The organism is Parabacteroides sp. HGS0025, from assembly GCF_000969845.1.
In the GTDB taxonomy this organism is placed as follows: Bacteria; Bacteroidota; Bacteroidia; order Bacteroidales; family Tannerellaceae; genus Parabacteroides; species Parabacteroides gordonii.
In genome coordinates this window covers 3,731,989-3,745,275 of sequence record NZ_KQ033902.1, presented here as the reverse complement: position 1 = coordinate 3,745,275, position 13,287 = coordinate 3,731,989, and the positions used below count along the sequence as shown (strand labels likewise).

At 43.4% G+C, this 13,287-nt stretch carries 13 protein-coding genes; all 13 read left to right on the top strand.

Annotated features, from left to right (window positions below; genetic code table 11):
• Positions 1–245: 245 nt before the first annotated feature.
• From HMPREF1212_RS14630 to HMPREF1212_RS14570, 13 genes are read left to right on the top strand one after another with little or no spacing between them, the layout of a single operon-like run.
• Positions 246–740, top strand: a complete 495-nt coding sequence (locus tag HMPREF1212_RS14630) for a hypothetical protein (RefSeq protein WP_028727962.1) — start codon at positions 246–248, stop codon at positions 738–740.
• Positions 740–2,128, top strand: coding sequence for a replicative DNA helicase (locus HMPREF1212_RS14625; protein WP_046149860.1), 1,389 nt, complete (start codon positions 740–742; stop codon positions 2,126–2,128). The genes HMPREF1212_RS14630 and HMPREF1212_RS14625 overlap by 1 nt, the downstream gene beginning before the upstream one ends.
• Positions 2,129–2,166: 38 nt before the next feature.
• The gene (locus HMPREF1212_RS14620; protein WP_046149859.1) at positions 2,167–3,381 is read left to right on the top strand and encodes a DNA primase; all 1,215 of its coding nucleotides are present in this window, start codon (positions 2,167–2,169) and stop codon (positions 3,379–3,381) included.
• Between the two features lie 32 nt (positions 3,382–3,413).
• Positions 3,414–4,154 carry a sulfotransferase family 2 domain-containing protein gene (locus HMPREF1212_RS14615; RefSeq protein WP_046149858.1) on the top strand — a complete coding sequence of 247 codons (741 nt, stop codon included), beginning with the start codon at positions 3,414–3,416 and terminating at the stop codon, positions 4,152–4,154.
• A gap of 8 nt (positions 4,155–4,162) precedes the next feature.
• Positions 4,163–5,293 carry a glycosyltransferase gene (locus HMPREF1212_RS14610; RefSeq protein WP_028727965.1) on the top strand — a complete coding sequence of 377 codons (1,131 nt, stop codon included), beginning with the start codon at positions 4,163–4,165 and terminating at the stop codon, positions 5,291–5,293.
• A gap of 18 nt (positions 5,294–5,311) precedes the next feature.
• Positions 5,312–5,590, top strand: coding sequence for an HU family DNA-binding protein (locus tag HMPREF1212_RS14605; protein WP_028727966.1), 279 nt, complete (start codon positions 5,312–5,314; stop codon positions 5,588–5,590).
• A gap of 6 nt (positions 5,591–5,596) precedes the next feature.
• Positions 5,597–6,376 (top strand): polysaccharide biosynthesis/export family protein, encoded by a 780-nt coding sequence (locus HMPREF1212_RS14600; RefSeq protein WP_044192269.1) that lies wholly within the window; start codon positions 5,597–5,599, stop codon positions 6,374–6,376.
• A gap of 6 nt (positions 6,377–6,382) precedes the next feature.
• Entirely contained in the window at positions 6,383–8,713 is a 2,331-nt protein-coding gene (locus HMPREF1212_RS14595; protein WP_046149857.1) for a GumC family protein, read from the top strand.
• On the top strand, positions 8,652–9,488 hold the full coding sequence (locus tag HMPREF1212_RS14590) for a glycosyltransferase family 25 protein (RefSeq protein WP_052349839.1): 837 nt from the start codon (positions 8,652–8,654) through the stop codon (positions 9,486–9,488). Before HMPREF1212_RS14595 ends, HMPREF1212_RS14590 begins: the two co-directional genes overlap by 62 nt.
• 15 nt (positions 9,489–9,503) lie before the next feature.
• On the top strand, positions 9,504–10,652 hold the full coding sequence (locus tag HMPREF1212_RS14585; RefSeq protein WP_046149856.1) for a glycosyltransferase family protein: 1,149 nt from the start codon (positions 9,504–9,506) through the stop codon (positions 10,650–10,652).
• The gene (locus tag HMPREF1212_RS14580) at positions 10,649–11,584 is read left to right on the top strand and encodes a hypothetical protein (RefSeq protein WP_046149855.1); all 936 of its coding nucleotides are present in this window, start codon (positions 10,649–10,651) and stop codon (positions 11,582–11,584) included. Before HMPREF1212_RS14585 ends, HMPREF1212_RS14580 begins: the two co-directional genes overlap by 4 nt.
• A gap of 11 nt (positions 11,585–11,595) precedes the next feature.
• Positions 11,596–12,723, top strand: a complete 1,128-nt coding sequence (locus HMPREF1212_RS14575; protein WP_046149854.1) for a glycosyltransferase family 4 protein — start codon at positions 11,596–11,598, stop codon at positions 12,721–12,723.
• Positions 12,716–13,282: a DapH/DapD/GlmU-related protein gene (locus tag HMPREF1212_RS14570; RefSeq protein ID WP_052725007.1), complete on the top strand. Its 567-nt coding sequence runs from the start codon at positions 12,716–12,718 to the stop codon at positions 13,280–13,282. Before HMPREF1212_RS14575 ends, HMPREF1212_RS14570 begins: the two co-directional genes overlap by 8 nt.
• The last annotated feature ends 5 nt before the right edge of the window (positions 13,283–13,287 follow it).

Sequence of the window (13,287 nt, the reverse complement as noted above, 5' to 3'; positions counted from 1 at the left end):
GTATATGGAATGTACCTTTGCTTGTAATCGGATAGTTAACCGGCTGGTCTTTAAAATTTTTTGATGGTCCCCTTTGTATTTATTATAAATAATATTTCTTCTATATTAAAGAGAGCTGTAACAAGGGGTGTAATCGTTACGGATCGTAAGCGGTTTGATGATTATGAAAATCAAAAACTTTCAGATGTGCCTTTGCCGGGACTTTTGCCGGGACATTTCAAATATTAAACAAAAAGGGTAGAATTATGAGGAAATGTAAGGAAAGCATGACACCGGGTTACCGTAAATGCGGTTATCTGAAGGTAGGAAGAAATGTGCTGAAAGCTTTTTTCAGCGGCGACGGCGAACAAAGCCGTCTGGCAGCCGTGTGGCTGTGTGTACAAACTTTTGCGTATTTCAGTGAAGGAGTGGTTTGTCTGAATGACTTCTCGTATGTGTGCCGTCCGGGAGAATGGGTGACTTCGTTTACGGAAATTGCCGGTTTGACCGGTTTGTGCCGTAAATCGGTTAAGCGATGCCTGGAGCGATTGGAGAAAAATCTGTTTTTGCAGGTAAAAGATCTGGATAGCTATAAGCTGATCGTCCTGATGAACTACGAACAGCAAGTCGTGATTAAGAGAGATACGGCAAACAATCCGACGGATCTTCCTCCTGCCGGAACGGAAGGAGGCGATGGCTTCTTTGATGCGATCAATAATTTTTATACTCATCAAAACGGGCAGAAAGGAGCGGTGAACTGATGAATGCGAATACAAACAACAATCCCGGGCAGGTACATGTCTGTCAGGATATCGAAAAAGCAGTGATTGCCGGTTTGCTGAGTAGTCCGGATGCCATCTTCGACGTAATGGGCCGTTTACGTCCTGAAATGTTCTACCATCCCGGACTCCGGTTTGTTTATACTTCGATCCTGTCGTTGGTGGATGCCGGCAAAGGGGTGGATATGCTGACGGTCGAACAGGAAATGATACGGTTGGATCTGTCGCAGTACGAACGGTTGAACGGGTTGTCTTTCCTTTCGGATATGTTGCTCGACGTGCGCAGCGATCACCATATCCGTTATCATGCGGACGAACTGGTCGATAATTATATACTGCGCCGAATGCAGGAGGAATTGAAGAAGAAAGAAACGGAAGTGGCCCGGCCGTCGGCGGATGTGACGGAACTGTTGAACGGGCTGGATCATGTGGTCGATTCGTTGCGCAGCGAGCAGATGCATGTCTCGACCTTGGAAGAGGCAGCCAAGGTGGCTACCCGTGTGTTGACCCATTCATACCGGGAACAGGCAGAGCGTGAGACCGGAACGGACATGCATATCCGTACCGGTTTCGGCGAACTTGACCGGTTGACCGGCGGCCTGTACAAAGGCGAACTGGTGGTGATCCCTGCCCGTCCTTCGATGGGTAAATCGGCTGTTGCGCTGTGGATGGCTTTGTCGGCAGCCCGGCAAGGAAAAGCGGTTGCTTTTTTCAGTGTGGAAATGAGCAAGGAACAGTTGGTGATGCGTCTGCTTTCGATGCTGAGCGGGATCGATACCGACCGTCTGCGTTTCAAAGGAACTACCCGGTCGGAGCGCGAACGCCTGGAGAAAGCGCAACAGGAGTTGGAACAGCTTCCGATCATCCTCGAATATTGCGGTTCGGATACGATCGAGGAGATGCGTGCCAAGGCACAGGCGTTGCATAAGCAGGGGAAATTGGCTGTTTTGTTTATCGATTACCTGAATCTTATCAATATCGTCGTGTCGAAGAGTAACCTGCAGGAAACGACCGACCTGGCTATGGGGAATGTAGCCCGCAAAATCAAGCTGATGGCGGAAGAGATGGAGATCCCTGTCGTGTTGCTGGCACAGATGAACCGTGAAAGCGAACGCCGTCCGGCTCCGCACCTGCCTGTATTGAGCGATTTGCGTAACTCGGGAGCGATCGAACAGATAGCCGATGTGGTGGTTTTTGTCTACCGTGCCGAGAAATACAATATTTATTATGATCCGAAAACAAAGGAAGACTTGCGCGGAGTCGGTTTGCTACTGGTTGCCAAGAATCGTAACGGAGCGACTGGTACTGCTAAATTTCGCTACAATCCCGCTATGACCTGTTTGACGGATTATGATCCGAAAGTGATTTAGACGCAGATGACGCGAATAAGAACTCACAGCTGTTAATCATGAATCTGAAAGATCGAATAAAACAAGTAGCCCGTTTGGAGGAGGTAGTGGAACGCTACCTTCCTCTGAAACGCGGAGGAAGCTCAGCAAAGACCCTGGTGGGGCTTTGTCCGTTCCATTCCGACCGGCATCCGTCGCTCTATGTGAATGCGAAGGAACAATATTACAAATGCTTTGCCTGTGGCGAAGGAGGCGATCTGTTCAAATTCGTACAGCGAATGGAAGGCTGCGACTTCCGTACGGCATTGCATAAGCTGGCAGCCTGGTATGGTTTACCGGATACGGAAAACGATTACCAGCCGGTGAAATACCCTCCGGTACGATCGAAACAACAACCGGTACCGATAGAACCGGTCAGTCAGCTTTATATAGACAATCTGCTCCGTAACCACCGGATGGTACTGGATCTGCTGGAAGAATATGTCCCGGAAGAAGAAATCTTGTGGGAGACATACAGTAGGTTCGAGGTGGGTATCGCCTCTTATTTTTTACCACCCGACTATGATGCATTCTGTAACCGCCTGATCTTCCCGATCCGTAACGAACGGGGTGAGTTGGTTGCTTTTGCCGGGCGTTATCGGGGAGAAACCGAAGGGACGGGTATTCGTAAATATATCAACTCATCGACCAGTCCGGTCTATCATAAAAGTGAGATATTGTATGGTTTGTATCAGGCTCAGGACGAAATACGTAAGCACAAATTCGTCTATATCACTGAAGGTTATAAGGATGTATTAGCCATGCACGCAGCCGGATTTCAAAACACGGTAGCATTATGTGGTACGGCACTGACCGAAGATCATGTCGCACAACTCAGTCGATATACACGGTGTGCCATCGTCATGCTGGATGGTGATGAAGCTGGACAAACAAATGGGTTCAGATCCGCCCGGCTATTATCAGCAAAAGGTTTTTCTGTCGGCCGGATCATCCTCGAACCGGAACAGGATCCTGATTCACAGCTTCGCAAGATGGGAGATACGGAATTTACCGGATATATCAGAAAAGCAACCCGTTTTAGTCGTTTGGAAATATATGAAACCGATTTATTGAAACAGATCAAACAACTGTTGTCTGACTTGCAACTGGCTTTGACTGCAACAGAGCGTGCAGATCTGTTTGCCCGTATGATTCCTTTGCATAAACGGTTGGGAAAAGTGACGACTTTATTGGCGCATTCTCCGGTGTTGAAAGCGGACTGGCTATTGACTTAAACAATGAATAATAACTTTTAAGTAATACAAAAATGATTGTAGACAAAGAACGTAAGGTGATATTCTTACATAATCCGAAATGTGGCGGAACTTTTCTCAGAGATATTTATATTGAAAAGTATGGAGAAACAGAGGGAACAAAATGGTGGGGATCTTTTACACCGGAGTATAATACGGATTTAGGCCATATTACTTATAATGATTTATCTCGTTTTATTCCTGATTGGAGAGAGTATCGGATCGTTGTGATGGTACGTAATCCGTATCATCGTTTTTATTCTGCAATTAAGGAGGTAAAGAGTCGGTTAATCGGTATTAAAAAAATTGGCTTCATTAAAATTTATTATGTATTTGTTACAAAAGAAGGATTGAGATTAAAAGGAAAAACTGCCTTGTTTCGAAGGGTATGTTCCGGAACATACCCTTATTCTCTGCAGAAACTCTTTACGGTTTCTGCAGAGAATTGTTGTAAAAGGATTTTTTCTTTAAAACGTTCAAAACAAGATTTATTCATTCGAAATAAAAGTATTCCCTGGTTGAACCCTCAAAGTTATTTTTGGGGTAAAGAGGTAGAAGTTTTCTATTATGAGTCGGAGAGCGACTGGATAAAGTTATTGGATATATTCGGATTATCAGAATATCAAAGCCGTTTGTCTATTGCAAAAGATTATGTCATACCTAATTACATGCATGCGATGATTGAAAAGCTGTATCCGGAAGATATGGAATTATTCCTGAGGTATGCGACCCCAAAGATCACAATCAAAAAATAAATACTAAAATGAAAATTATTCATGTCATTAATTCCATGAGTACGTCTCATGGTGGACCTACACGTACCGCATTATTGACGATGCAAGGGATGAGATCGCTTGGAATGGATGTAGAGATAGTAACAAACCAACCGGCTCCGGGTGAAGAGGCAGTATCGGACGATCCCTCCATCCGTTATCTGCCCCGTCTTGGTTTTCATGATAAGCGTTGGGGATATTCGAAGGCGATCCCGCAGGAACTTGCAAAGATAAAAAATGTCGATATCTATCATATTCAGGGTATATGGTTGTATTCGGGATATACTACGGCCCGGTATGCCCGGAAGCAGGGATGTCCTTACCTGGTTACTCTTCACGGAACGCTGTATCCGGAGGCGCTGGCACAATCTTCCCGGATAAAAAAGATGGCTTTGAATTTATTTCAGCGCCGGCAGTTGCAACAAGCTGCCTGTATCCATGCTACCTGCCGGGAAGAGATGGAACATTACCGTGCATTAGGGTTTACCAATCCGGTAGCCGTATTACCTTATCCGATGGAGTGCGACGATCAGGCGGAGCCGTTGTATTCGAGAGATATAAAACGCATCGGTTACCTGGGGCGCGTGCATCCCCGTAAACGGGTGGAACGGTTGTTGGAAATTTGGCATCGTCTGGGAGAACCGGGCGAACTGCTGGTGATGGGCAACGGAGATCCTGCGTATATGCAGTTTCTCAGAAATGAAACGGAACGGCTGAAGTTGCGAAGGGTGAAGTTCGAGGGTTTTGTCATAGGAGAGAAGAAGAGCCGCCTGCTCGCTTCCTTGACTTGCCTTGTGGTTCCCAGCGATTTTGAAAATTGCGGTATTATTACACCTGAAGCACTGCTGCAGGAAGTTCCGGTTATCGCTTCGACTGGTTCCCCGTGGCAGGACTTGGATACTTACCGGTGCGGCCGTTGGGTGAATAATGATGTCGATACGCTGACCGAAGCAGTACAGGATGTTTTGTCGCTTAATGAAGATGAATTACAGGCAATGGGGAAACGTGGCCGTCGGTTGGTGCTGGATAAATATTCGGTCGATGTCGTTTCCCGACAGATGAAGGAGTTGTATGCCTGGGTAGCCGATCGGGGGGATAAACCTGAATTTGTATATGACTAAACAAATAATAATATACTTATGAACAAGATTAAATTAGCTAAGGAAGTGGCAAGCCGTATGTCTACGACTGTTACGCAAGCCCTGTGTTTTATAGACACTATGAGCGATGTGATATGTGAGTCGATAACGCATGACGAGTCCGTTCTCATACAGAATTTCGGGCATTATATGCCCTGGCAACAGACAGAACGTATAGGGCGTAATCCCAGAAGCGGTCAGGAGTGTAAGATACCGAAGCGTGTGAGTGTGAAATTCAAACCGGGAAAAGGATTGATTGAAAAAATAAATGAAAAATAATTTAATATGGGAAAAGACTGGGGGCTGTTTTGGGGTTATATCGTAGTTTGTCTGTTAACTTCTTGCGGATCGGTAAAGGATATTGCCTATTTGCAGGGGGAGGATCTACTGAATAAAACGACTGTGATCGATACGGTCACTCTGAAGATACAGAAAGATGATTTGCTGGATATAAATGTGAGTTGCCCGGATCAAGAGTTACTGCGTCCATTCTTGCGGTATGGTAGCCAATACGATGGTAATGGGAATATGGGTGGGGGAAGTAGTGCCGGGTATCTGGTAGAAGCAGATGGGACGATTAATTTCCCCTTACTGGGAGAAATAAAAGTAGTCGGTTTGGACCGTCGTCAGTTAATCAACCTGATTCAGGGCAGGCTGGAGAAAGAAGGGTATATAAAAAATCCGGTCGTTACGGTTCGTTTTCTGAACTTTCGTATCTCGATACTTGGCGAAGTGAGTAAACCGGGAACTTTTAACATAAATACCGAACGTATTACCTTGTTTGAAGCATTGAGCCTGGCGGGCGATTTAACGATTCACGGACGTCGTAACCGGGTGGCAGTTGTCCGGGAAACGAATGGGGTACGTACGATTTTGTATCATGATTTGCGTTCGAGAGACGTTTTCCAGTCTCCCGATTATTATCTGAAACAGAATGATATGGTGTATGTGGAACCGAACCGGGTCCGGGCGGAAACGAGTGTGCAGAACCAGTTTACGAATGTGGGAACCTGGATATCGCTTATATCTTTCCTTACCACTATGAGTATTTTGATATTTAAATAAAAGAAGATGAAAGAACAGAATCCTTATACAGACAGCTTCAAGTTGATGGATGAATTTAATCTCCGTACGATTTTGGATGTGTTGCTGACGAAATGGCATTGGTTTGTTTTGTCCGTTTTTCTTTGTGTGGGAGGCGCTTATGTTTATACAAGGATTGTTCCGGTGGTCTATAAACGGGAAGCGATCGTGCAGCTAAAAAACAAAGTGAAAACGGAGGAGGCATTTAATGAAAAGCAGATGTTTGACGATAGTAATAATAATAATATCGATGGAGAAGCTCTGATTTTTAAGTCTCGTTTGTTGATGGGTGAAGTGATCTGGCGATTAGGACTGGAAATAGAGTATGCGGCAGATGACGGATTTAAAAAAAGAGAGATGTATACGGATATGCCGGTCCGAATTTCTTTTCCGGATTCCACATTCAGTGAGCCTGCTTTTTTTTCGATCATTCCACTGTCGGAAAGTCGTTACAAAATACAAGGTCTGGCTGATGATCCGGATGGTGTGATGGAATATAATTTCGGTGCGGAAGTAATCACACCGATCGGAAAGATAGTTGTGAACCGGAGTTCTTCTTTCAATAAGGATTGGTTAAATATGCCGGTGTTTATTACCTGTCATGAACATAAATCGCTTGTTTCTTCCCTACTGGGCAAACTGAATGTGGAACGTTCCATTAAAGAGGCTAATTTATTGACTCTGACTTATCAGGACACAGATCCGGATAGAGCGGACGATATTCTGAACACGTTGGTTCGTGTATATGTAGATGAGTCGATGAAGGATAAAAATCAGATCATGCAAAGCACAGCGGTCTTTATAGACGAACGGTTAAAACTGATCAATGAAGAGTTGGGAAATGTAGAGAGTGATATCGAGGATTACCGGAAACAAAACCGATCGGCAGATTTGGGTATAGAAGCAAAGGTCGCTCTGGAAAACCGAAGCCGGTATGATCGGGATGTGATCGATCTGACCGGACAAAAAGATCTGATTGACCTGATTCAGCAGTATTTGCATGATCCTTTGAAGAATGAGTCTCTTTTGCCAGCTAATACAGGCATACTGAGTGCAGGGCAGGAAGAATTGTTCAGTAAATATAACTCTGCCATACTGGAACGGGAGAAATTGCGGGAAAGTGGTGGAGACGAGAGTCCTGTGGTTAAGTCGCTGACGAATGAAATAGCCTCCCTGCGTAGGGTAATCAGCCAGAGCCTGAAAAATGCCAAAAGAGAGATCGATATGAAACTGGATTATGCCGGAAGGATGCGATTGCTGGAAATCGGCAGGATCAGTAATATACCGACGCAACAGCGATATGTGCTTTCGATAGAACGGCAGCAGAAAATCAAGGAGGAGTTATTCCTTTACCTGTTGAATAAGCGGGAGGAGAATGCTTTGTCATCGGCTACAGCTGAAAGTAATCTTCATATAGTCGATTCCGCTTACGGAGCAGGTATGGCAGGTACCGCTTCCTGGGTGATTTTATTTGGAGCATTGCTTGCCGGTTTGTTTATACCGGGATTATTCTTCTATCTGGGACCGATGCTGGATGTAACTGTGCGCGGACGGAAAGATATTGAAGATAATCTGACTATTCCTTTCCTGGGAGAAATACCGCATAAACGTCAAAAAGAGCTGATGGTGGTAAGCAGGGAAAAGAGGGATGGGGTATCGGAAGCGTTCCGTATTGTACGGACCAATATGAACTTTATACTGAATGAACAGAAAAAATCGCAGGTACTGATGTTGACTTCCTTTAATCCGTCTTCCGGAAAATCATTTGTTTCGCACAATCTGGCGGCTTCTCTGGTTTTGGCAGGAAAACGAACTGTTTTGCTGGAAATGGATATTCGTAAGAGGTCGTCAAAGGATGATGAGGGAAATGTATTACCGGGACTGACTCATTATTTATCGGGAAGAGTAAACAACCCGGATGAGTTGATCCGTCCCTATACAGGTTTTGAAGGATTGGATGTCATATCTTCCGGGCCTCTTCCTCCAAACCCGTCGGAGTTGTTGTTAGGACAGTTGCTTGACGAGTTGATCGGGCTATTGAAAGAGCGTTATGAATATATCATTATCGATACAGTTCCTTATGGAATGGTGGCTGATGCTCAGATAATCAGCCGGTGTGTCGATATGTGTATTTATGTCATACGGGAAGGAATGATGGATCGCCGGCGGTTGCCGGATATTGAAGCTTTGTATACTAACGGTAAGTTGCCTTGTATGTCAGTCTTGTTGAATGATGTCCGTTATAAACATGCCGGATATGGCTATGGTTACGGATATTATGGCTACGGATATGGTAAAAGTTATTATGGTTATCAATGAATCGAATATGAAAATAAAAACGTATGTAATCAACCTGAAAGATTCGGTTGATCGTCGAAAAGCCATACTGGCTGAAACTGCAAAATATCCTTTTATGGATGTCGAATTGGTGGAAGCTGTTGATGGTAGAAAGTTGAAACAGGAAGAAATCAAGGCCTGTTTCGATTTAAAAAAGTTTGTTAATCATTATTATCGTACTCCTAAAGGGGGAGAGATCGGTTGTACCTTAAGTCATAGGATCTGTTACAGGAAACTTTTGGAATCGGAGGAAGAATTTGCTTTGGTTCTGGAAGACGATGTTTGTTTTATATATCCGGAATATGTTGAAACAATATTAAACGATATACTGAATGAATATAAGGATAATAAGCCTTATGTCATTACGTTGGGGTATCATGATCTATATTATCCGAAGAAATATCGTACGTTGGGTAAATTTACTTTTTATAAAATTTATCGAGCATACGGAACTTGTGGCTATTTGGTCAATCGTCAGGCTGCGAAACGTCTGCTGTCGGACTGTTCTTTTATAGTTGCAGACGATTTTTCTTTTATGAGAGAAAAAGGAATACAGGTAGAGGGGATTTATCCGTATTTCGCAGCAGATGAATCTACAAGAGGAACAATCCCAAGTGAAATTCAGCAAGAGAAGGTGACTCGTAAAAATTTTATTAATAGATGTATATCAAGATGTTGTAGGCTGATTTCTTGTCGGATGTTGTTGAAGTTTGGTAGATTGTCAAAACAACATTATTCACGTGGTATTGATGAATAAAATTATTCAATAGACATGCGAAAAAGAGTCGTAATCATCAATAAATACGGCGCACTTCATCCTTCGGCAACCGGACGTCCGGTTCGTAAACTGGCTGATTATTTATGGGAAAACGGAGTCGATGTGATCGTACTTTCCATTCATGCTTCTTACAAAGGGCAGGTTTCACAACGTGAGGAGAAATTACCCTATCAAACCATCGAATTACCTGATTTTTATAGTGGTAAAAATAAATGGCTTCGTCTTATAGGTAATTTGATAGATGGCTTTCGGTTGGTGGTTTATTCCATGTTGTTACCACAGCATCAATTGAAAGTCGTATTGACCGATCCTTCTTTGATCAATGCCTGGGCTGTCTTATTCCGTCCGTTTTACCGAAGCAAGCTGGTGTTCTGGACGATGGATCTGTATCCGGAAGCATTCGCTTCGGCGGGGTTGGTGTCATGCAATCATCCTGCGTACCGGATAATCTCTTCTTTTGTTTATCGTCATGTACCGGATTTCCTGATCGCGTTAGGCGAACAGCAGTATCGTTATCTGTGCCGACAATATAAACAATCCTATATTCCTCATATCGTGTTGCCTTGCGGGATATGTCCGAAAGAAGAAGCAGCCGAACCGCTTTGGCGGAAAGCCAATCGGGATAAGATCATTTTCTGTTATGCGGGAAATATCGGCGAGGCCCATAACGATGTATTCTTGTTGGAGTTGATTAGGCAATTGGATCCCGAGAAACATTTGATATTACTTAGATTATATGGAGCAAAAGCGCAACAGGTACTAAAGGAGGTGAGTGCATTTGAAACGGTGGTCTTGCTGGATTATATTGTTCCGGCAGAGATGCAATATGTAGACATCTGTGTGGCTTCTCTATTACCGGCATGGAATCATGTTTGCGTACCGTCGAAAGTGGTCAGTGCGATTTGCCGGGGAATACCTGTATTATACAATGCCAATAAGGAGTCGGAAGGTGCCTGTATGTTTCCGGAAGCAATCTGGTTGATACCGGATTTTACGGAATTATCGGACTCGATTCTTACTTTTCTGAATGCACTTTCAGCAAAGGATATTCTTGTGAGAAAGGAAGCGGCAGAAAGATATTCGCAGGAATTTGTAGGTATGGAGTATACAAATCAGATGAATTTATTAAAAATGATCAAATGAAAAGGATGGTAAAAAAGTACCTGCTGATAGCGGGTGGGAGTCTGTTGGTTTTACTGGTGGCAGGTGAGGTGTACCTCCGTCGGGAGTGGGGATTCTGTGATTCGGTATTGATGCAGTCCGATCCGGATTTTGAGTATATAGCTCAGCCGGATCAGAACCGTTATCGTTTTAAAAGACACATCGTATACAATGCGTATTCACAACGGAATACTCCGGTCGATTCTTCAGCTTTTATTGTGCTGGGATTAGGCGATTCCGTGCTGAATGGAGGGGCATTGACTGATCAGGATAGTCTCGCTACATCCCGTTTAAGCAATGATCTTTCCACATTTATGGGAAAAGATGTACAAGTGCTGAATATTTCAGCCGGTAGTTGGGGTCCGGATAATTGCGAGGCTTACCTGAAGCGTTATGGAATGTTTAGCGGTAAAGTAGCATTTCTGGTTTGTAGTTCGCACGATGCGCATGATAATATAAATCATCAGTCGGTTATCGATGTATTACCGGGTTTTTCCAGCCGGCAGTATTTGTCTGCCTGGATCGAACTGTTCGATCGTTATTTGATACCTCGTTATTTGCTCTCCTATTTGGGGTGTCCTGATTCAGATAAGGGTGTATCTGAAATATCTAAGGATGGAAAGGTTTTTAATACCGGTTTTGAGGCTTTGGCTTCTCGTTTCCGTCATGCCGGTATTCCGTTTTTTATATGGCTTCATCCGGAGAAAACAGAATTGGAGCGTGGAACGTATAACAGGGAAGGCAAAGAAATTCTGGAATTTTGTGTACGGGATACCGTACCGGTAATAGAGGGGTTGAAATATATGTCTTTTGATGATTACCGGGATAATATTCATCTGAATGAGCATGGACAACAAAAACTGGCTGAACATCTGAGTCTTTTTTCAGAAAGAATATTGACGATGTATGAATAAGATAAACGACTATGCAGATCGTAATTATTATGGGACCCTTTGGATATATACCGCCCAAGGGAATCGGAGCGATAGAGAAACTTTGGTATGATCTTGCTCTTGAATTTATTAAAAAAGGGCACGGCGTTGAAATTATATCCAAAAAGCCGGTCGGTTTTCAGGTCTCGGATACGGGAAATGAGGATATCGAACATATTTATATTCCCGGTTATCGTAGAGGTGCACATTTGGCAAAGGATTTGTTTTTTGATTTTATATATTCATTCAATGCTTTACGTAAAGTAAAAAAGACTGATATATTGATCATGAATACTTTCTGGTCACCATTGCTATGCCGGTTGTTTCGGTATAAATATTCGGTATCAGTCTATAACGTGGCTCGTTACCCGAAAGGACAATACCGGTATTATTGCTGGACGGATATGTTTTGTTGTGTATCGACAGCAGTAGAAAGGGCGTTGAAAAAGCAATTGCCGGATAAAAAGGATAAAATAAGAACGATTAATAATCCGATAGATACAAACATTTATACGTATAGGAAAAAAGAAACGACTGATGATCTGATAATCATGTATCATGGCCGTATTCACCCGGAAAAAGGATTGAATATACTTGTGCTGGCAGTTGAAACTTTACGGGTTAAGTATCCCGGGATAAATCTGGTGTTTGTCGGTGCTAGGGATATTGCATCCGGAGGTGGAGGAGAGCAATATGTCCGGCAATTGGAAAAGATGGCAAAAGGAAGGATTACGTGGGCAGATCCTATATCAAATCCGTCGTTATTAGCTGAAAAAATAGCTTCTTGCGATATCTATTGTTATCCGTCTGTTGCCGAGAAAGGCGAGACGTTTGGTGTGTCTCCTCTGGAAGCTATGGGGATAGGACGGCCGGTTATCGTTTCCGCATTGGAGTGTTTCAATGATTTTATAGAGGATGGAGTCAATGGTTTTGTTTTTGACCATCGGAGTCCGAATGCTGTGGAGGAGTTGGCATCGATCATAGAGCAGTTGATGGAGCATCCGGATTGGCGTAAAGAGATAGGGGTGGAAGCCTTTCGATCTTCCCGTAGATTTTCGAACAGTCATATAGCCGATCAGTATTTATCTGAATTTAAAATATTATTGAATAATCATGGCTAAAGTATGGTTGAAAGCTATATATCAAAAGGATATTAGTACATCTTCATGGTCTGTTAAAGAGGCGTTGGGTATTCGTTTCTGGCATATAGTCTGGTTGCTCTTTTTTCGCTGGACACCCAAAAAACTTAATTTTTGGCGGTTGTTTCTGCTTCGATTGTTTGGAGCTCGTTTAGAGAAAGTGTTCATCTTTTCTTCCTGCCGTATTTTTATTCCTTGGTTGTTGGAAATGAAAGAAGGTGCTTGTTTGGGCCCTTATTCCGAAGTTTATAATCTTGGGGTGGTTCGTTTTGGAAAACGTTCGGTTTTGTCTCAATATTCTTATGTGTGTAATGGAACACATGATTTATCAACATTAAGACTTCCCTTGATGATCGGTGAAATAAATATCGGAGCAAATGTTTTCATCGGTGCAAAAGCATTGATTTTGCCTGGTGTGGATATAGGAGAAGGGGCTGTAGTGGGGGCAGGGAGTGTGGTTACAAAAGATATTGAAGCGTGGACTATTGTAGGAGGAAATCCGGCAAGAGAGATAAAAAAACGTATTTTGAAATCAGAATAAATAGT